Genomic DNA, 18282 nt, shown 5'->3' on the forward strand with positions numbered 1-18282 from the left:
CCCACCGCTCGGGCGTGGCGGTCACGAGAGAAGATGCGGGGTGCCGCGACCGGGTTGTGCCCACAATCGGCCACGTTCCGTGGAGAACCAAACGGCCGCGCGGCGCCTCAGCGCTTCTCCTGGATGCGGATCAGGTTGCCCGCGGGGTCGCGGACGGCGCAGTCACGGACGCCGTAGGGCTGCTCGACCGGCTCCTGGACGATCTCGGCTCCCCCGGCCTCGATCCGTTCGAAGGTGCCGTCGAGGTCGGTGGTGGCCAGGTTGACACCGGCGTAGGTGCCCTTGGCCATCATCTCGGCGATGACGCGCTGCTCGTCCTCGGTGATGCCGCCGCCCGGGGGCGCCGGCGGCTGGAGCACGATGGCCGTGTCGGGCTGGCCCGGCGGTCCGACCGTGATCCAGCGGTAGCCGTCGTAGCCGACGTCGGCGCGCACCTCGAAGCCGAGGGTGTCGCGGTAGAAGGCCAGGGAGGCGTCCGGGTCGTCGTGCGGGAGGAAGCTGGAGTGGATCGTGATGTCCATGGCGGTCACGCTAGCCGCGGCCGCACCACCGGGGCTTCTCGATTCCTGACCGGCCGGGTCACCTGCTTCGCCACGCAGGAGGGCATCCCCTTCGTCGCGCCCGCCGCCCGGCGCCGGTAGACGCTGGGCGGGACGCCGACCAGCTCGGTGAAGCGGGTGCTGAACGTGCCGAGGGAAGAACAGCCGACCTCGAAGCAGACCTCGGTGACGCTGAGGTCGCCGCGGCGCAGCAGCGCCATCGCCCGCTCGATGCGCCGCGTCATCAGGTAGCCGTAGGGCGACTCCCCGTAGGCGCGGCGGAACTCGCGGCTGAGGTGCCCGGCCGACATGTGCACCCCGCGGGCGAGCGCCTCGACGTCCAGCGGCTGCGCGTACTCCCGGTCGATCCGGTCGCGGACGCGGCGCAGCCGCGCGAGGTCGCGCAGCCGCCGGGACGAAACGGGATCGCTGGACACCGGCCCATCGTAACAACGCGCTCAACCTGCGCTGACACGCCTCCGGTAGGCCGGGCGGCCCGGTGTCAGGCGGGGTCCGGAGGCTCGTAGCAGTCATAGTTGCGCTGTTCGACGATCTTGCCGTCACGGACGCGGAGGAAGGTCGCGATGTGGGCGCGGAGCGTGTGCCCGGCGGGCAGCGCGCCGTACGGCACGGCGAGGGTGCCCTCCCAGAGGACCTCAAGGGCCACCTGATCGCCGGCGGCGACCGCGTTGAGCACCTCGAAGCGCTGGCGGGCGAGGGCTTCGCGTCCACGGCGGCCCGCCTCCCGCATGGCGGCCAGGTCGCGTTCGGCGCCGTGAGGGAAGAGGGCGTTGGGCATCTCGCGGTGGACGACATCGGCGGCGAGGAACTCGGCCAGCTCGTCATCGCTGGGCCCCGCCGACACGGCCTCGTGGTAACGCCGGGCCAGGGTGATGTTGGGATGTTCCCGCGTCATATCCACAACCATAGTTGCACAACTATGGTTGTGCAATGCACCATGGCCGGCATGCCCGTCGACCCGCGGCACCTCGACCTCGGCAGCCTCGCGCTGTTCGTGGGCCAGGCGGCGGCGGCGCGCGTCCAGGCGGACCTGGACGCCGCCGGCCTCACCGGCCTCCGCTTCGCGCACGGCTACCTGTTCCAGCACCTGATCGAGGAGGAGCCGACCGTCGGGGAGCTGGCCGAACGGATGCGGCTCACCCAGCAGGCCGTCTCCAAGACCGTCGCCGAGCTGGAGGGTCTCGGTTATCTGGAGCGCGTGGCCGACGCCCGCGACGGCCGGATCCGCCGGGTTCGCCTGACCCGCAGGGGCGAGGAGGCGGACGCCGCCGCGCGCCGCTTCCGCGCCGGCCTGGACGACCTGGCCCGCGCCCGCCTCGGTGACGACCGCGTCGAGGTGACCCGGGCCGTCCTGATCGACCTGCTGGACGCGCTCGGCGGCACCGAGCCGATCCGGCTCCGCCGCGTCCGGCCCCCGCGCTGACCCCGTGACTAGACTGACCGGACAAGTGTCCATCCTGCGGACGGCTGGCACAGGGAGGGGACGCGGATGCGGCCTCGCGTCGGGATGATCGGCCTCGGGGTGATGGGCTCGGCGATGAGCTCCCATCTGCTGGCGGCGGGTTTCACCGTCACCGGGTACGACATCGACGAGGAGGCACTGCGGCGGCACGCCGAAAGCGGCGGGAGGGCCGCCGCGTCCGCCGCCGAGGTGGCCTCGGGCTCGGACGTGATCGTGACATCGCTCCCCGGCAAGGCCGCCCTGAAGGACGCGGTGCAGGGGATCGCGTCCACCGCCGAGCCCGGCCTGATCGTCGTCGAGACCAGCACGCTGCCGCTCGACACCAAGCTCAGGGCACGCGACGCGCTGGCCGGGTGCGGGGCCGTCCTGCTGGACTGCCCGCTGAGCGGCACCGGCGCGCAGGCGCGCGAGAAGGACCTGGTGGTCTATGTCAGCGGCGACGACGAGACGGCCAAGGAACGCGCCGCTCCCGTGCTGGACGCCTTCTCCCGCGGACGGCACGACGCAGGTCGGTTCGGCAACGGCACCCGGCTGAAGATCGTCGCGAACCTGCTGGTGGCCGTCCACAACGTCGCCACGGCCGAGGCGCTGCTGCTGGCCCGCGCCGCCGGGCTCGACCCCGACCTCACCCTGCGCGCGGTCGGCGACGGCGCGGGCTCCTCGCGGATGTTCCAGGTCCGAGGCCCGATGATGGCGTCGGGCGACTACGACGACGCCACCATGCGGCTCGACCTCTTCGCCAAGGACCTTGAGATCATCGCGGCCTATGCGGCCGGCCTCGGCTCCCCCACCCCGCTCTTCGACGCCAGCGCCGACATCTACAAGGCCGCCCTCGCCGAAGGCCGCGGCGCCCAGGACACCGCCTCCGTGTACGCCGTCCTGGAAGAGGGCACGACCTGAGCAGGCCAGGCACCGCCGTGGTCAGACGGACGCCCGACAATCAATCGAGGATCGCGAGAATGACGGCTCCGGCGCCCAGCGGGACGTCCAGGAGGACACAGAATTCCGCCAGGGAACGAGGCACCACCTGGTCACGCCGGTAGTGGATCACGTCCCACACGCTGTGGGACGCCAAGGCGACACCGGCCAGCGCCAAGCCGGCGCGGGGAGCCACGTACACGCCGACGACGGCGAGGGCGCCGAAGCCGATGAGAGCCAGCGTCTGGGCGGTGAGCGGTGGCCGGGAGACCTTGGTGAGGAGCCCGATCGCGATCAGGGCGAGCGCGGCGATCCCGATGCCCGCCCACCACACCAGGCCGATCACCTCGCTGACGACCACGACCAGGCTGCCGCCGGGGATTGCCGCCCACGCGACCCACGGCTTGTCCAACGCGGCGGCACCGAGGTAGCACAGGGCCGCCACGCATATCGTGACCGCGACGGCCTTGCGTTCCACCCCGGTCGCAAGGGACCCAACGGCCGCGGCCAGCCCGACCGCGCTCGGCCAGCGATGCAGGATCGCGGGCCGGCCGGACGCGTCGGCCGTCGCCTCGCCTCTAGCGGTGTTCATGCTCGCGAAGATGCTGGCCGCCGGGGTGGGTGTCCAGCCCGTCCCGAACAGGTGACCGAATTCGTCAGGAAACTGTCCGTTCCGGGCGCGGCGGCTCGATCGGCGCCCTCACGGACCGGCCGTTGCGGCACGCTCGGGTTCCCGCTGCGGCCTGAACCGGCCCGGGGTCGTCCCGACCGTGCGCTGGAACGTGCGATGCATCGTCTCGACGGTGCCGAACCCGCAGGTCCGGGCGATCTCCTCGAAAGTGGCGTCGCTTGTCTGGATCAGCCGCCGCGCGGCCTCGACCCGGCTCGCCCGGACGAACGCCCCGGGCGTGGTCCCGGTCTGCTGACGGAAGACCCGGCCGAACGTCCGCACGCTCATCGCGCAGCGGCGGGCCAGCGCCGGCACCGACAGATCGGCGTCGGGGCACCGGGCGATGAACGCCAGGATCTCGCGGAGACGCGCGCTCTCCGGCCGCCGCACTTCGAGCTGCACGCTGAGCTGCGGGAACCCGCCCGGCCTGTGGACGAACATGACCAGCTCACGAGCCACCGTCAAGGCCAGGTCGGCGCCGTGGTCGTGCTCGACGAGTGCCAGCGCGAGGTCCATGCCGGCGGTGACCCCCGCCGATGTCCACACCTTCCCGTCCCGGACATAGACGGGACCGGTCTCGACCTCGACCGACGGATAGTGCGTCGCGAGCTTGCCGCAGACCGACCAATGCGTCGTCGCGCGGCGTCCGTCCAGCAGGCCCGCTCGGGCGAGCAGCAACGCGCCGCTACAGACCGACGTGACACGTCGCGCGGATCCGGCGACGCGCCGCAACCAGCCGATGAAGTCACGGTCGGCGGCGGCCTGGCTTGAGCTGTAACCCCCGGCCACGACCAGGGTGTCGGGCGGAGCCGTGACACTCGTGGCAGGCTCGGTGCCTATGGCCAACCCGGACGAGGCGACGATCGTTCCGCCGGTCAGGGAGACGACGGACGTCGCGTACGCGGGAGCGGCCCCGAAGCGATTGGCCAACGCGAAGACCTCAAGGGGACCCACGACGTCCAGGCCCAGGACCCCGGGGAACACGGCGATGACCACGGCGCGGGAATCCATGTCTGTCGCTGACTTCATCTCGCCATCCTTGGTCGCGCCCGCACGCGCGGCAAGGGCACCGTCGGGCGCGTGTGCGGAGCGTCGGGGCCACCGGCTACGCTCGGGCGTCATTGGGGTGAAACGGTGGAGGACTGGAAGCTTTTCGAGCAGGTCGGTGAGGTCGTCCGTGGGACGGCACCGCCTGACTTGGGGCGGCTGCATGTGCAGGTACGCCGGAACGGGGTCAAGGCGTGGTTCGGGGATCCCGGGCCGCAGCGCGAGCACTACGAGGCGCAGATCATCGGCGCCGACATCGTCACCGCCGCGCGCGTGCGGGCGCTGGAGATCGGCTTCCATGCCGAGCACCGCGCCGAGCGCGACAACGACGCGGTCCTCGCCCGGCTGGCCAGGGCCGAGGAGGAGTGGCGCCCGCGGCTCGGAGACGAGGCCGTCGCCGGTGTGTTCCTCGGCCCCGCGTCCTGGCGACGGATCTCCGAGGTGTGGCTCGATCCCGAGCTGGAGGGCGATGTCGCGTTCGAGATCGGCGTGCGCCTGGTCGACTACGTGAACGCCCTGGAGCCGGTCAGGACGGCGGTCCCTTCTCCTGGCGGGCGATGAGGGTGTCGATCTGGACGCTGAGTTTGGCGCCCAGCGGCCAGCCGATGTAGTGGGTCAGGAAGATGCCGATCTCGCGGAGCTCGTCCGGGGACAGCTCGCCGTTGCCGAGGGCGGCCGGGATCTGGATGTCGAGGACGTCGTTCAGGCCCTGGGCGGCGAGCGCGCCGATGAGCAGCAGCCGCCGGTCGCGCATGGACAGGCCCGGCCGCGTCCAGATGTCGGCGAAGAGATGGTCGGCGGTGACGGCGAAGAAGTCGCCGGGGCCGTCCTCCACCTTCCAGCCGTAGACCTCGGCCATCTTCTCCAGGCCGCGCCGCCGCCGTTCGCTGGTCACGATGGTGCCTCCTCCGCCACTCCCAGGTCGGCGGCGAGCCGTTCGTACGCCAGGCGGGCCAGCGGGACCTCGACGCCCAGCTCGTCGGCGAGCGCGATGGCCAGGGACAGGTCCTTCTCGCCCAGCGCCAGCACACCGCGCATGATCTCGTGGAGCGGGTCGTCCGGTTCCAGCGGCGCCGTCGTGCGCCTGATCATGATCGCGCCGGGTCCGCCGGTGACGGCGTCGGAGTGGCGTACCACCCGGCCCAGCATGCTCAGCGGGACACCGGCGGCCTCGGCGAGCCGCTGCGCCTCGGCCGCCGCCGAGAAGGCCGCGAAGTGCAGCAGGTTCCGGGCGAGCTTGGTACGGGTGCCCGCGCCGACGGGGCCGACGTGCAGCACAAGGTCGGCCCACGCGCCGAACACCTCCTGCACCCGCGCGAACGCGGTCTCGGTGCCGCCGACCATGACCGCGAGCGTGCCTTCGGCCGCGCCCATGAACCCGCCGCTGACGGGCGCGTCGACGATCTCCACCCCGTGCGGCCGGGCCCGTTCCGCCAGGGCCGTCGCGGTATCGGCGTGGATCGTCGAGTGGACGGCGACGACGGTGCCGGGCGCCGCGGCCGAAAGGAGCTCGTCGGCGACCTGGCCGACCTGCGCGTCGTCGCGGACCATCACCGAGATGACGGACGCCGACGCCACGTCCGCGACCCTCGCCGCGGTCCGCGCGCCCTTGGCGGCCAGCTCCGCCATCGCCTCGGGACGGACGTCGTACACGATCAGCCCGCGCCCGGCGAGGTGCGCGGCCATCGGCGCGCCCATCTGCCCGAGCCCGATGAAGCCGTACTTGAAGGTCATGCGCGGAACACCTCGCCCCCGTCCACGTTGAAGATCTGGCCGGTGATCCAGGACGCCTCGTCCGACAGCAGGAACAGGCACAGGCCCACCAGGTCGTCGGGCGTGCCCATCCGCTTGAGCGCCATCCTGTCGCGGACGATCTTCTGCGACAGGTTCCCCGGGACGACCGTCCGGTTGGCCTCGGTGTCGATGGGGCCGGGCGCGATCGCGTTGACGCGGATGCCGAGCGAGCCCAGCTCGTGCGCGAGCTGCTGGGTGATGCCGTTGACGCCGACCTTCGCGAGCCCGTAGAAGCCGGAGTACTGCCAGGCGGCCGTGGAGGACTGGTTGACGATGGCGCCTCCGCCGCGTTCGGCCATGGCGGCGTGGCAGGCGCGGGCGCACAGCAGGGCGCCGTCCATGTTCACCGCCATGAACCGCTTGTAGTAGTCCCAGTCCACGGTGAAGAGGAAGTCCAGCTTCATCGTGCCGAAGATGGCGGCGTTGTTGACCAGGTAGTCGATCCCGCCGTAGGTCTCCACGGCCGCCGCCGCCATGGCCTCGGCGGACGCCGGGTCGGACACGTCGGTCCGCACGTACAGGCCCGCGATGGCGTCGGCGACCGCCGCGCCCTTCTCGCTGACGTCCGCGACCACCACGCTCGCGCCCTCGGCGGCCAAGGCGCGGGCGTACGCCTCACCGATGCCCTGCGCCGCGCCGGTGACGATCGCGACCTTCCCCTCGAAACGGCTCATGGCGCACCTTCGGCGATCGACTTGGTCTCCAGGTACTCCTCGAACCCGGCGACGCCCATCTCGCGGCCGATGCCGGACTGCTTGTAGCCGCCGAACGGCACGTCCGCGCCGTACCAGATCCCGCCGTTGACGCTGACCGTGCCGGTGCGCAGCCGCCGCGCCACCGCCCGCGCCCGCTCGCGGTCGCCGCCGTGCACGGCGCCGGACAGCCCGTACGGCGAGTCGTTGGCGATCCGCACGGCGTCGTCGTCGCCGTCGTGCGGGAGGATCACCAGCACCGGGCCGAAGATCTCCTCGCGGGCGGTGCGCGCGTCGTTGGTCAGCCCGTTGATCAGCGTCGGCTCGATCCAGTGGCCCCTGTCCCTGGCGGCGCGGCGGCCGCCGGTGGCGAACGCGCCGCCCTCCTTCACGGCGAGCGCCAGATACCCCTCGATCCGGTCGCGCTGCCGTGCCGAGATGACCGGCCCGCAGACCGTGCCGTCGTCGCCGGGGTCCCCGACGCCGATCCGCGCCAGGGCGCGGGCGGTGATCTCCACGGCCTCGTCGTGCCGGGCGCGCGGCACCAGCAGCCGGGTGGTGATCGCGCAGCCCTGCCCGGCGTGGGTGGCCGCGGTGAACGCGGCGTACGAGCACGCGGCGCGCAGATCGGCGTCGTCCAGGACGATGAACGCCGACTTGCCGCCCAGCTCCAGGAACACCCTGGTCAGGTTCTCGGCCGCCGCGCGCATGACGGCCTTTCCCGTGGCGGTGGAGCCGGTGAAGGAGATCAGGTCGATCCGCGGGTCGGCCACCAGGCGCGCGCCCAGGGCGTGGTCGGCACCGGTGACGATGTTGACGACACCGGGCGGGATGTCCGTCTCCTCCGCGATGATCCGTCCCAGCGCCGCGGCGCACCACGGGGTGTCCGGGGCGGGCTTGAGCACCACCGTGTTGCCCGCCGCCAGCGCGGGCCCCAGCTTCGCGAGCGTGATCTGGTGCGGGAAGTTCCACGGGGTGATCGCGGCGACCACCCCGGCCGGTTCGCGCGTCACCCGGCGGTCGCTGGGGATGCCCATCGGCTCGGCGCGGCCGAGGTCGCGGGTCCAGTCGTACCTCTCGGCGAGGTCGGCGAACCAGCCGAGGTCGCTCACGGGCGTGTCGAGCTGCGCCCCGAAGGTGAGGAAGCGCGGCACGCCGGCCTCCCGGATGGTCAGCTCGCGCAGCTCGCCGGCGTGCCGGGTCAGGGCGTCCCTGAGCTGCCGCAGGCAGTGGACGCGCCGCCGGTGGTCGGTGGCCCAGCCGGTCCGGTGGAAGGCGCGGTGGGCGGCGTCGATCGCGCGGTCGAGGTCGGCGGCGGTGCCGTCGGTGGCCTCCCCCAGGACGTCCTCGGTCGCCGGGTCGGCGGTCGGGAACCCCCGCCTCCCGGAGATCAGCTCCCCGTCGATCAGCATGGGGGACGGGCGGTCGCGCCACGCCCCGAGCAGCGGCCCGCTCACCACAGGGGCACCGGTGTCCGCGACCGCCGGTGGTAGCCGGGGACGGGCTCGCCGGACGCGGCCCGGTCCAGGCGGCGTCTCATGCCGTCCGACAGCGCGCCCGCCTTCATCATCTCGACGAACAGCGCGGTGACGTTGCCCAGGTCGAACCAGTCCCGCTGCCAGGACCAGCGGAAGTCCCCCGCGTACCGGAACCAGCTCCCGCCGATCCCGGCGACCTCGTACGCGGAGCCGTCCGGGCGCCGGGCGTCGGCGATCTGCCTCCAGAAGCCGACCACCTCGCCCTGCCGGTCGTCGACCAGGATGCGCTGGTACGGGTACGACCAGCCGTCCAGGCCGCCCATCTCCGACCCCAGGGCAAGGTCGCGGATCTGGTCCCTGCCGACCGCCATGAAGTCCTGATCCGGGCCGACGTTCCAGCCGTAGGTGGCGTCCTCGGTGTAGAACTCGGCCAGCGGGCGCCAGTCGCCGGCCTCTTCGCAGCGCCGGTTGGCCTCCTGCCAGCGGCGCACCATCTCGTCCAGTTCGTCGCGCGGGAAAGCGGGCATGCTCGCCTCTTCGGGTGAGGGGGTTCAGGGGGTGAGTTTCAGGGCTCGGGTCGGGCATTCGCGGACGGCCGCCTCCACTTCGGCGCGGGCCGACTCGTCCGGGTCGGGTTCGAGGACGCGGACCTTGCCCTTGCGGGGGACCTCGAAGACGCCGGGGGCCTCCAGCTCGCACATCGCGTGCCCCTGGCACAGGTCCAGGTCGGCCTCGATCCTCATGGACGCCTCCTGCGGTACCGGACCCGGCAGGGGCGGGCGAGCTGGACGACCATCGTGGAGTGGTCGTTACGGTAGGTCGAAGGATCCTGCGCCGGCTCGAACTCCCAGTCCCGCAGCAGCACCGAGAAGATCGCCTTGAGCTGGATCATGGCGAAGTTGGCGCCCACGCAGCGGTGCCGCCCGGCGCCGAACGGGATCCAGGTCCAGCGGTGCAGCAGATCCTCCTCGCGGCCCGCCGCGTACCGCTCGGGACGGTAGGCGTCGGGGTCGGGGAAGTCCTCCGCGATCCGGTTGGACACCGCGACGCTGCAGCCCACCATCGTCCCGGCGGGAATGGCGTGGCCGAGCACCTCCTGGTCGGACTTGGCGACGCGCAGCAGCAGGATCAGCGGCGGATGCAGCCGCAGCGCCTCCTTGATCGCAGCCTCCAGCCGCGGGATCTCGCGGAGCGCCTGGAAGCTGACCTCGGACCCGTCCGCGTAGAGGGCGTCCAGCTCGGCGACCACGCCCTCCAGCACCCGCGGGTGGCGCAGCAGCTCGATCAGCGTCCAGGCGGCCGTCCCCGAGCTGGTGTGGTGCCCGGCGAACATCATCGAGATGAACATGCCGGTGATCTGGTCGGCGGAGAACCTGGGCCCGCCGTCCTCGTCCCGGATCGACATCAGGACGTCCAGCAGGTCCCGCTCGTCCTTGGGCGGGTGCGGGTCGCGCGACTCCATGATCCCCCGCACCAGCTCGACCAGGCCCGCCCGCGCCCGGTCGCGGCGGCGGAAGCTCTCGATGTCGGCGTACGGGTCCACGTAGGCGATCGCGTCGGTGCCGCGCTCCAGGTCGTGGTACAGCTCGGCGAAGCGCCGGTCGAGCTGCTCGCGGAACTTGCGCCCGATCAGGCAGGCCGAGGAGGTGTAGATGGTCAGCTCGGCGAACCAGTCCAGCAGGTCGATCTCGCCCGACCCGCCCCATCCGGCGACCATCCGGTCCACCTCGGCGGCGATCGTGGCGGCGTGGCCCTTGAGGTAGGAACCCTTCAGCGCCTGGTTGTGCAGGGCCTCCCGGCGCTGCTCGGGGGTGGCGTCGAACACCACGCCCTCCCCGAAGATCGGCGTCATGAACGGGTACGCCTCGGCCTGGTCCAGCTCCTCGTCGGGCGCGCGGAAGAAGAACTCGTTGGCCTTCTCACCCGACAGCAGCACCACGGGCCGCCCGCCCAGCCGGAACTCCCCCACGTCCCCGCACTCCTCGCGGACCCGGCGCATCAGCCCGATCGGGTCGCGGCGCAGCTCGTCCAGGTGGTCGGGGCCACCGGAGACCAGGGCGGGGCGCTTCACCGGGCCTCCTCCCCTTCCGCGGCGTCGACCTTCTTCTCGGGCTCGACCTCGACGAGGGTGAGATGGGTGCCACGCGGGGTCCGCACGACCATGACGATCACCCGGGCGACGTCCTCCGGCCGCAGGAAGTACGGGTGCCGGGCGATGCCCCAGGTCACCCACTCCTCCAGGACGGCGCTGGTGGTCTCGGCGTCCCAGGTCATGCCCATCCCCGTCCAGGTCGGGCCGGGACGGACCACCGACGCGCGCACACCGGTGCCCTCCAGCTCCATCCACAGGGCGCGCGCCATGCCCTCCAGGCCGTTCTTCGCCGCCACGTACGCGCCCATCCGGGTGCGCGGCATCCGGACGACATCGGACGACACGAACACCACGTCCCCGCGCCGCCGTGCCACCATGCCGGGCACCACCTGGGACACCAGCCGGTGCGCGCCCACCAGATGGACCTGGACCTGCGCGGCGAACTCCTCGGGGTCCAGCTCGTGGACCCGGCTGGCGTCCAGGTCGCCCGCCCCGGAGACGACGATCTCCGGGGGGCCGAGCGCGTCGGCGGCGTCGGACACGAAGGAGGCGACCGAGCGGGAGTCGCCGACGTCCAGCGGGAGGGCGACGGCCTCGCCGCCGTCCTTGCGGATCTCGGCGGCGATCTCCTCGCAGCGCTCCACGCGGCGGGCGCCGAGCGCGACCGGGTGGCCCTCGGCGGCGAGCAGCCGTGCGGTGGCGGCGCCGATCCCGGAGGAGGCGCCGGTCACCAACGCGGGACGTCGTTCGGGGTGGGGTTCGAAGCGCATCGCGGCACCAGCTCCCGGGGGTCAGCGGGGAGAGACGGAGATGGGCAGGGCGGCGAAGCCGCGGACGTTGATGGAGTGGACGCGAACGGCGTTGTCCTCGTCCAGGTCGTACGCGCGCACGTTCCGGACGAACTCGGTCAGCGCGACGCGGGCCTCCAGCCGGGCCAGGTTGGCTCCGAGGCAGTAGTGCCGGCCGCCGCCGAAGCTGATGAGCGCGGAGGTGTCCCGTTCGAGGTCGTAGACGTCCGGTTCCGGGAAGACCCGTTCGTCGCGGTTGGCCGAGCCGACGAGCAGGAGCATCCGGTGCCCGGCGGGCACGACCCGCCCGTGCAGCTCGGTGTCCCTGGCGACGGTACGGACGATCATCTGGCTGGAGGTGTCGTACCGCAGCGTCTCCTCGATCCACGCGGGCACCCACGCGGGGTCGTTCAGCGGCCGGGCGGCCTGCTCCGGGTTGCGCCGGCCCCAGTAGAGCGCGTTGGCGATCAGCTTGGTGGTGGTCTCGTTGCCGGCCACGACCATCAGGAACAGGAACGCGACGATCTCCTGGTCGGTCAGCCTGTCGCCGCCGTCCCGCGCCGTCACCAGCGCCGAGGTCAGGTCGTCGCCCGGCCTGCGGCGGCGCTCGGCGACCAGGTCCTGGTAGTAGGCGGCCAGCGTCAGCGCCGCCTCCATGCCCGCCGGGGGGATGTCGTTCAGGCCCTCCTCGCGGTGCACCACGAGGTCGGCGAGCCTGCGCAGCTCGTCCCGGTCGGACTCGGGGACGCCCATCAGATCGGAGACGACGTCCATGGGAAGCCTGCCCGCGAAGTCGGAGACCACCTCGAACCCGTCCCCGTCCAGGGCGGGAAGGAGGTAGCGGCGCGTCAGCCGCAGGATCTCGCCCTCCAGCTCACGGACCCGCCGTGGCGTGAAGCCCTTCGAGACCAGGGCGCGCATGCGGGTGTGCTCGGGCGGGTCCATGGCCAGGAACGACATCGTGCGGTGCGCGGCCGGGCCCCCAGGCGCTGGGGTCGAGGGAGACGCCGTTGGCGCTGGAGTACCGCTCGTGATCCCGGAACGCGGCGGCCACGTCGGCGTGGCGGGAGATGGCCCAGAAGTCGAGCTCGTCGTTGCGGTAGAGCGGGGCCTCGGCGCGAAGCCGCCGGTACGTGGGATAGGGGTCCTCGTGGATCGCGTAGTCGTACGGGTCGTAGGAGACCTCGTCGTGGAAGGCGTCCGGCGGAGCTGCCACGGGTCACCACCTCAGAGGAAGAGCTCGGCCACGTTGGTGAGCCGGTCGGCGACCTGCGTGTAGGACGTGTGCCCCATGCCCGCGTGGACAAGGGCTCCGGCGTAGGCGAACATCAGCGCGTCCAGGACGCGGCCGGTGTCCGCTGGGACGCCGGCACCGTCCGCCCCGTCGCCCAGCGCCGCCTTGAAGCGACGGCGGATGGTCAGGCCGATCCGCGTCCGCAGCTCCCGGACGTCGGGGTCGCTGCCGAGCATCGCGAGCGTGCAGGCGGCGGCCAGCTCCGGCTCGTCCGCGACGAGCAGGGTGATCTCGCGCAGCACCGCGGCGACCCGCTCGCGCGGCCCGCCCGGTGCGGGCGCGACCTCGGGGAGCGCGGTGAGGCGCCGCCAGAACACCTCGGCGACGAGGTGGTTCTTGGACGAGAAGTAGGTGTAGGCGGTGGCCGGCGCGACCCCGGCGCGGCGCGCCACGTTGCGGACGGTCAGCCCGTCGAAGCCGGTCTCGCGCAGCTCCTCGACGGCGGCCTCGGTCAGCCGCCGCACGGTGTCGGCGCGGCGGCCGGTCAGCCGGCGCCGGGTGGACTCCGTCAGCACATCGCTGGACATGTGTCCAGACAGTAGTTCAGGATGGACGTATAGGCAAGCGCTAGCTTGGTCGCCGAGGGAGGGCTCGATGGACACCGGTGCCGCCGGCGGGTTCGACCCCACGTTCACGATCGACCGGCTCGGCCGGGAGGACCTGTGCGTCCTCGGCCGCGAGTGGCTGCTGCACGGGCACCTGCAAGACCGCGTCGGCATGCCGCTGCTGCTCGAACACTGCGACCGGGAGACGATGCAGCAGGTCGCCATCGACGAGTGGATGGCCGCGAGCCCGGTCTACTCGCTCCGCATGCAGCGCGCCCTCGGCTTCGGACCGGCCCGGCCCGGAGGACGGGACGGCGGGGTGGACGTGATCTTCAAGAACATGCAGCTCGACATCGGCGCCCCGCACCAGTTCCTCGACTTCCGCTACCGGCTGCACGGACCGTCCAAGGGCGAGTTCTTCCTCGCCTCGTGCGGGGCGCTGCTGGACGTCGAGCCGATGGGCGAGGAGTTCGTGCGCGGCATGTGCCACACCATCGAGGACCCCACGTTCGACGCGACCGCGGGTGCCACCAACCCGCACGCCAAGGTGCGTCCCGTCCACCGGCCGCCCCGCGTGCCGCCCGGGCGCCGGCCGCACTGCCGATGGACGGTGGAGATCGGCGACGGCCCGCCCGCCCGACAGCACGAGAACCTGCCTCTCGTCGCGGCCTCCCTCGCGGCCACCGTCACGCTCCCCCGGCCCGAGCCCGTCGCGGGCGCGGACACCGGAGGCCGACCCGACTACAGCGGGGACTTCGATCCCCTCTTCGAGTTCGAGGACCTGTCCCACACGGCGCTGCGGACGGCGCTGGGCGAGATCGCCCTCCAGAGCCACCTGCTGTTCCGCAGCTTCCTGATCGCCGTGGGCCGGCGGTTCGGCACCGAGCGCGTACGGGAGCTCAAGCCGCGGATGCTGGCCGGCCTCGGCGGGCTGACCTCACAGCGGCTGTGCCGCGCCCTGCGGATCGGCGGCGGGGCGGCGGGCGTCGGCCGGCTGCTCCAGGTCCACCCGATGGTGGCGCCGGCCGGGTACGTCGACGCCGTCTGCGAGCCGCTCTCCCCCGACCGGCTGCGGTTCGCCCTCCGCGACTGCCCGATGACCAGGGAGCCCGATGGGCTCACCTGGCTCGGCCACCTCGACGGCGCCCCCGCGGGCATGGACGCCTTCGGCGCCCTCGTCCAAGGCGCCGACCCGCGCGCCCGGGCACGGCGCGCCGAACCGCGGCCGGGCGAGCGCCTGGCCGTCGAGGTGACCGTCGACCCGGACACCGAGCCCGCGCCGGAGCCGCCCGAGGTACGGCTGGCCAAGCTCAGCGGCGGAGCGTCCTTCGTGTTCCGCCGCCGTCGGCCGCCGCGCGAGGACTGAGCCGCAGGGACCGATCACCCCCAGGGCCGGCCCGCGGGCGGTGCCCTTGCGGGACGCCGCCGTTGCCACGGCGTGGCCGGACGCCGCGCGGCGCCGGGGCGACAAGGCCGCCGAAGCGCTGGCACGGCTCGACCTGGCGTGGGTGTACTGGCGGCAGGGTCGCTCCAAGGAAGCGCCCACAAGCGACGCGGGGGTGAGCGGCCGCGTTCTCCGGCCGCTCACCCCCGCGCGGTGGATCAGCGTGCCGCGTCAGCCCCCGCGGCTCCGCCCGCGATCCGGGCGGCCAGGGGGCTCTTGCGGGAGGGGATGCCCTTGGTGCTGAACGCGTAGCGCGCGGTGGAGTCGGCGATCGCGTCGGAGTTGACGTCCAGCGCCGTCCGGTTGATGTTGGCGAGGCCGTCGCACGCCTGGTGGTAGCAGACGTCGTACGCGACGCCCGCGGTGCCGCCGAACAGCGCGGCCTCGGCCGGCGTCTTGAAGGTCTCGGCACCGGTGAAGATGCCGCCCGCCGGGATGCCGATCGCGATGAACGGGCCGTAGTCGGACCGGCCGTCGAAGTCGGTGCCCACGTGCCCGAGGCCGCGGCGGTCGAAGAACCTCTCCAGTTGCGCCTCGATCTGCGCCGATCCGGGCGGGCCCGCCGGGGAGCCGGTCGCGTCGGAGTCGTCGCCGTCGTACAGCTTGATGGCGTAGTTCGGCGAGGCGACCATGTCGAAGTTCAGGTACAGCCGGATGCGGTCCCGTTGCTCCTGGGACAGGGAGCCGACGTACTGGTCCGAGCCGAGCAGCCCGATCTCCTCGGCGGCCCAGAACGCGAACCGCACCTTGTTGCGCACCGGGAACCTGCTCATCTGGAGCGCGGTCTCAAGGATCGCCGCGCTGCCCGAGCCGTTGTCGTTGATCCCGGGTCCTTCGGGGACGCCGTCGAGGTGGGCGCCGACCATCACCACGTTGCGGGAGTCGCCGCCACGGGTCTCGGCGATGACGTTGTGGTTGGTCCCCAGCACCAGGTTGGAGTCCACCTTGAGCCGTACCGTGGCGCCCGGGGTGCTCGCCAGCTCGTTGCCGACCGCGAAGCTGGAGAAGACCATCGGGATCCCGGCCCGCCACTCGCCGATGTCCAGCGGGGACGGGTCGGTGCGGCCGGGCTGACCCTCGTTGAAGACGATGATGCCCGAGGCCCCGGCGGCCTTGGCGTTCTGCACCTTGTTGACGAACGGGCAGGTGCCGCGCTGGATCAGCGCGATGCGACCGGCCACGAACCCGTCGAAGTCCGCCGCCTCGCAGCCGCTGGTCGAGCTCGGCTCCGGCGTCGGCGGGAGCGTCAGGTCCACGCCCTGGACCTCGGCGGTGACGTCGCCGGGCGGCGAGGGCTCGAAGGTGACGAAGTCGGTGCCCGGCGTGTACGCCTTGGCGTTCGGCGAGCGCTGTTCGAGAACCGGCGGGGTGTTCTCGCTCCAGTCCCGCACGAAGTTGATCGGCTGCAACTGCACCTTGTACCCGGCGCGCCGCAGCTTGCTCGCCACGTAGTCGCGGGAGGCGTCGTAGCCCGGCGATCCGGCCGACCGGTTGCCGCCGTTGGCGTCGGCGATCGCCTGGAAGGCTTGCAGGTGCTTGTGGACGTTCTTGCCGGAGACCTTCTTGACCAGCAGCCGGGCGAAGACCTCGTCCGGCGAGTGGCCTCGGGCCTCCGCCGGACCGGCGACCGCCATCGGCGCGGCCAAGGCCACGGCCAGCGCGCCGGCGAGGGTGGCGCGCCTGCGACGGTGGATGCGCATACGACTCCTTCGTCAGTAGCGGAACGCGCACAACACGCCCCCGACGCGCGTCCAGGCGAACGTAACGCCCACAAACGGATCAATGCCGCACTCATGGCCACTCACGGCCAAATAGCAAATTTGGCATTTATTGCAATATGCCGGATGTGCTGGATTGAGTAGTGCCCGCACGGGACGAGCCGCGGCGCCGTCAGATCGGGCCCATCACCGTTTCCGGGTCGATCCCGAGGTCGGTGAGCACCGTCCGCGCGGTGTTGCGTCCGGGACGACCCGACACCGAGCCGCCCGGATGCGTGGTCGCGCCCGTCAGGAACAGCCCGGGAACGGAGGTCCGGTACGAGGTCCAGCCGGGGATCACCTCCCCGGCGGGGGTGAGGAACTCGCCGCCATGGCAAGAACCGCCGAGGTTGTGCGTGTTGTGGGCGGCGACGTCGACCGGTGACTCGGCCCTGAGCGCGAGGACGTCCCCCGGCTCCAGTCCGTCGCTGCGCGCGCGGACCAGACCGACCAGCGCCTCCGCGTGCTCGTCCTTGCTCTCCTCCCACGAGCGCCCGTCAGCGCGCTCGTACGGCGCGATGGTGAGGATCTTGAACGTGGCGGCGTCCCCGGGCGCCCTGTCGGGGTCGACCACGGTCTGGTCGACGACGAGCAACCACGGATCGGTCGCGTCGGGCTCACCGCGATGGAAGGCCGCCATCTGCCGCGCGATGCCCTCGGCGGTGCCGAACCCGGCCGCGACGCTCCGCATCGGCCCCTTGCGGGTGTGGAAGCCGAGGTCGCCTCGGAGCGCGGCGTGGACGGCGAAGACGCTGAGGCCGGGCCGCCAGGTGTCCCGGGCCTCGGCCAGGTCGGAGGGGACGTCGATGCCGCCGAGCATGTCCGCCAGCTTCGCCAGGTGCGCGCTGGACACCACCGCCCGGCGCGCTCTCACCCTCCGCCCGTCGCCGGTCCGGACCGCGACGGCCCTGCCGTTCACCACGTCGATGGCCGACACCGGGGCGGAGCACACGACCCGACCCCCGTGGGCCTCGATCTGCCGGATCAGCGCCTCCGGCAGCGCGGACGAGCCGCCGATCGGAGTCGTCCACCCGAAGGCGACGCGCCCCGCGGCGATCGACGAGGGGAGCACCCCCGTGCCGGGACGGCGCGGATCCTGGATGGTCGCCAGCGCCAGCCACAGCATGAACGAGCGGATCACCGGATGGGTGAAGCGCTCGTGCACCACGTCCCAGGCGCTCCTGGCACGCAGCTCCCGGTAGCGCCTGGAGGCGTCGTCGTCCCGCAGCGGCAGGTTGGAGTTCCACCGGGCATGGACGGCGGCCAGCCCGTGCGACCACTCGTCCAGAAGGGTCCTGAAGGACTCCGCGTCCGCCGTGGACCAGCGCGCGATCTCCTCCGCGGTCGCGCCCACATCGCGATGCATGACCAGCGCGTCCCCGTCGGCCTGCGGAAGGACCACCGCGGGGTCGGTCATCACGTACCGGAGCCCGTACGCCGACAGCAGCCCGAGCTCGTCGTCCCTGATCAGCGGGTTCGACTGGATCAGCACGTGCGCGCTGGAGCACGAGTCGTGGGCGAACCCCGGCAGCGTCAGCTCCTCGGTCACCGTGTCGCCGCCGGGAACGTCCCGCGCCTCCAGCACGAGCACTTCGAGCCCCGCCGCGGCCAGATAGCCGGCGCACACCAGACCGTTGTGCCCCGCACCGATAATGACGGCGTCCACCTCGTCGGGCACGCCGGTGTGTCGCCTGTCGTCAGCCGTGCTCATCGCCGTCTCCCTGGTCGTCCGTCCCGCGAG

The 18282-nt window shown here is 72.5% G+C and carries 22 protein-coding genes; 4 read left to right on the forward strand and 18 right to left on the reverse strand.

From position 1 onward, the window contains the following. Positions 1-107 precede the first annotated feature (107 nt). The 3 genes from QSK21_RS00685 to QSK21_RS00695 all read right to left on the reverse strand — a co-directional run bounded on the left by QSK21_RS00685 (position 108) and on the right by QSK21_RS00695 (position 1455). Entirely contained in the window at positions 108-521 is a 414-nt protein-coding gene (locus QSK21_RS00685; RefSeq protein ID WP_285692706.1) for a VOC family protein, read from the reverse strand. A 5-nt stretch (positions 522-526) separates the two neighbouring features. Continuing rightward, positions 527-976 carry a helix-turn-helix transcriptional regulator gene (locus QSK21_RS00690; protein WP_285692709.1) on the reverse strand — a complete coding sequence of 150 codons (450 nt, stop codon included), beginning with the start codon at positions 974-976 and terminating at the stop codon, positions 527-529. A gap of 65 nt (positions 977-1041) precedes the next feature. After that, the gene (locus QSK21_RS00695) at positions 1042-1455 is read right to left on the reverse strand and encodes a nuclear transport factor 2 family protein (protein ID WP_285692712.1); all 414 of its coding nucleotides are present in this window, start codon (positions 1453-1455) and stop codon (positions 1042-1044) included. A gap of 51 nt (positions 1456-1506) precedes the next feature. Here QSK21_RS00695 and QSK21_RS00700 point away from each other — a divergent pair, with 51 nt between their 5' ends. After that, positions 1507-1983, forward strand: a complete 477-nt coding sequence (locus tag QSK21_RS00700; RefSeq protein WP_285692713.1) for a MarR family winged helix-turn-helix transcriptional regulator — start codon at positions 1507-1509, stop codon at positions 1981-1983. Between the two features lie 66 nt (positions 1984-2049). Next, the gene (locus tag QSK21_RS00705; protein ID WP_285692715.1) at positions 2050-2922 is read left to right on the forward strand and encodes an NAD(P)-dependent oxidoreductase; all 873 of its coding nucleotides are present in this window, start codon (positions 2050-2052) and stop codon (positions 2920-2922) included. A 40-nt stretch (positions 2923-2962) separates the two neighbouring features. Here QSK21_RS00705 and QSK21_RS00710 read toward each other — a convergent pair whose 3' ends face one another. Then, the gene (locus tag QSK21_RS00710; protein WP_285692717.1) at positions 2963-3532 is read right to left on the reverse strand and encodes a hypothetical protein; all 570 of its coding nucleotides are present in this window, start codon (positions 3530-3532) and stop codon (positions 2963-2965) included. A gap of 108 nt (positions 3533-3640) precedes the next feature. Continuing rightward, the gene (locus QSK21_RS00715; RefSeq protein WP_285692718.1) at positions 3641-4639 is read right to left on the reverse strand and encodes a GlxA family transcriptional regulator; all 999 of its coding nucleotides are present in this window, start codon (positions 4637-4639) and stop codon (positions 3641-3643) included. Between the two features lie 105 nt (positions 4640-4744). Between QSK21_RS00715 and QSK21_RS00720 the strand changes: the two genes are divergently transcribed. Further along, the gene (locus QSK21_RS00720; RefSeq protein WP_285692719.1) at positions 4745-5218 is read left to right on the forward strand and encodes a hypothetical protein; all 474 of its coding nucleotides are present in this window, start codon (positions 4745-4747) and stop codon (positions 5216-5218) included. Here QSK21_RS00720 and QSK21_RS00725 read toward each other — a convergent pair. From QSK21_RS00725 to QSK21_RS00775, 11 genes are read right to left on the reverse strand one after another with little or no spacing between them, the layout of a single operon-like run. Further along, positions 5184-5552 (reverse strand): carboxymuconolactone decarboxylase family protein, encoded by a 369-nt coding sequence (locus QSK21_RS00725; protein WP_285692722.1) that lies wholly within the window; start codon positions 5550-5552, stop codon positions 5184-5186. The genes QSK21_RS00720 and QSK21_RS00725 overlap by 35 nt on opposite strands. Continuing rightward, entirely contained in the window at positions 5549-6391 is an 843-nt protein-coding gene (locus QSK21_RS00730; RefSeq protein ID WP_285692724.1) for an NAD(P)-dependent oxidoreductase, read from the reverse strand. The genes QSK21_RS00725 and QSK21_RS00730 overlap by 4 nt, the downstream gene beginning before the upstream one ends. Next, on the reverse strand, positions 6388-7125 hold the full coding sequence (locus QSK21_RS00735; RefSeq protein ID WP_285692726.1) for an SDR family oxidoreductase: 738 nt from the start codon (positions 7123-7125) through the stop codon (positions 6388-6390). The genes QSK21_RS00730 and QSK21_RS00735 overlap by 4 nt, the downstream gene beginning before the upstream one ends. Beyond that, a complete protein-coding gene (locus tag QSK21_RS00740) occupies positions 7122-8600 on the reverse strand; it encodes an aldehyde dehydrogenase (RefSeq protein ID WP_285692728.1) in 1479 nt (492 codons plus the stop codon). Before QSK21_RS00740 ends, QSK21_RS00735 begins: the two co-directional genes overlap by 4 nt. Continuing rightward, positions 8597-9148 (reverse strand): nuclear transport factor 2 family protein, encoded by a 552-nt coding sequence (locus QSK21_RS00745; RefSeq protein ID WP_285692730.1) that lies wholly within the window; start codon positions 9146-9148, stop codon positions 8597-8599. Before QSK21_RS00745 ends, QSK21_RS00740 begins: the two co-directional genes overlap by 4 nt. 24 nt (positions 9149-9172) lie before the next feature. Next, positions 9173-9364: a ferredoxin gene (locus tag QSK21_RS00750; RefSeq protein ID WP_285692732.1), complete on the reverse strand. Its 192-nt coding sequence runs from the start codon at positions 9362-9364 to the stop codon at positions 9173-9175. Further along, positions 9361-10692 (reverse strand): lanosterol 14-alpha demethylase, encoded by a 1332-nt coding sequence (cyp51, locus tag QSK21_RS00755; RefSeq protein ID WP_285692734.1) that lies wholly within the window; start codon positions 10690-10692, stop codon positions 9361-9363. The genes QSK21_RS00750 and cyp51 overlap by 4 nt, the downstream gene beginning before the upstream one ends. After that, positions 10689-11483, reverse strand: coding sequence for an SDR family oxidoreductase (locus tag QSK21_RS00760; protein ID WP_285692736.1), 795 nt, complete (start codon positions 11481-11483; stop codon positions 10689-10691). The genes cyp51 and QSK21_RS00760 overlap by 4 nt, the downstream gene beginning before the upstream one ends. Before the next feature lie 21 nt (positions 11484-11504). Continuing rightward, entirely contained in the window at positions 11505-12446 is a 942-nt protein-coding gene (locus QSK21_RS00765) for a cytochrome P450 (protein WP_285692738.1), read from the reverse strand. Continuing rightward, entirely contained in the window at positions 12376-12717 is a 342-nt protein-coding gene (locus QSK21_RS00770; protein WP_285692740.1) for a hypothetical protein, read from the reverse strand. The genes QSK21_RS00765 and QSK21_RS00770 overlap by 71 nt, the downstream gene beginning before the upstream one ends. 11 nt (positions 12718-12728) lie before the next feature. Continuing rightward, a complete protein-coding gene (locus QSK21_RS00775; RefSeq protein WP_285692743.1) occupies positions 12729-13322 on the reverse strand; it encodes a TetR/AcrR family transcriptional regulator in 594 nt (197 codons plus the stop codon). A gap of 67 nt (positions 13323-13389) precedes the next feature. On the opposite strand from QSK21_RS00775, the gene QSK21_RS00780 reads away from it, so the two are divergent. Next, positions 13390-14706, forward strand: coding sequence for a hypothetical protein (locus QSK21_RS00780; RefSeq protein ID WP_285692745.1), 1317 nt, complete (start codon positions 13390-13392; stop codon positions 14704-14706). 236 nt (positions 14707-14942) lie between these two features. Here the strand turns inward: QSK21_RS00780 and QSK21_RS00785 are convergent, their stop codons facing one another. Further along, entirely contained in the window at positions 14943-16484 is a 1542-nt protein-coding gene (locus QSK21_RS00785; protein ID WP_285692747.1) for a M28 family metallopeptidase, read from the reverse strand. 190 nt (positions 16485-16674) lie between these two features. Further along, positions 16675-18252, reverse strand: coding sequence for a phytoene desaturase family protein (locus tag QSK21_RS00790; RefSeq protein WP_285692749.1), 1578 nt, complete (start codon positions 18250-18252; stop codon positions 16675-16677). Between the last annotated feature and the right edge of the window lie 30 nt (positions 18253-18282).

The organism is Actinomadura sp. NBRC 104412, assembly GCF_030269515.1.
In the GTDB taxonomy this organism is placed as follows: domain Bacteria; phylum Actinomycetota; class Actinomycetes; order Streptosporangiales; family Streptosporangiaceae; genus Spirillospora.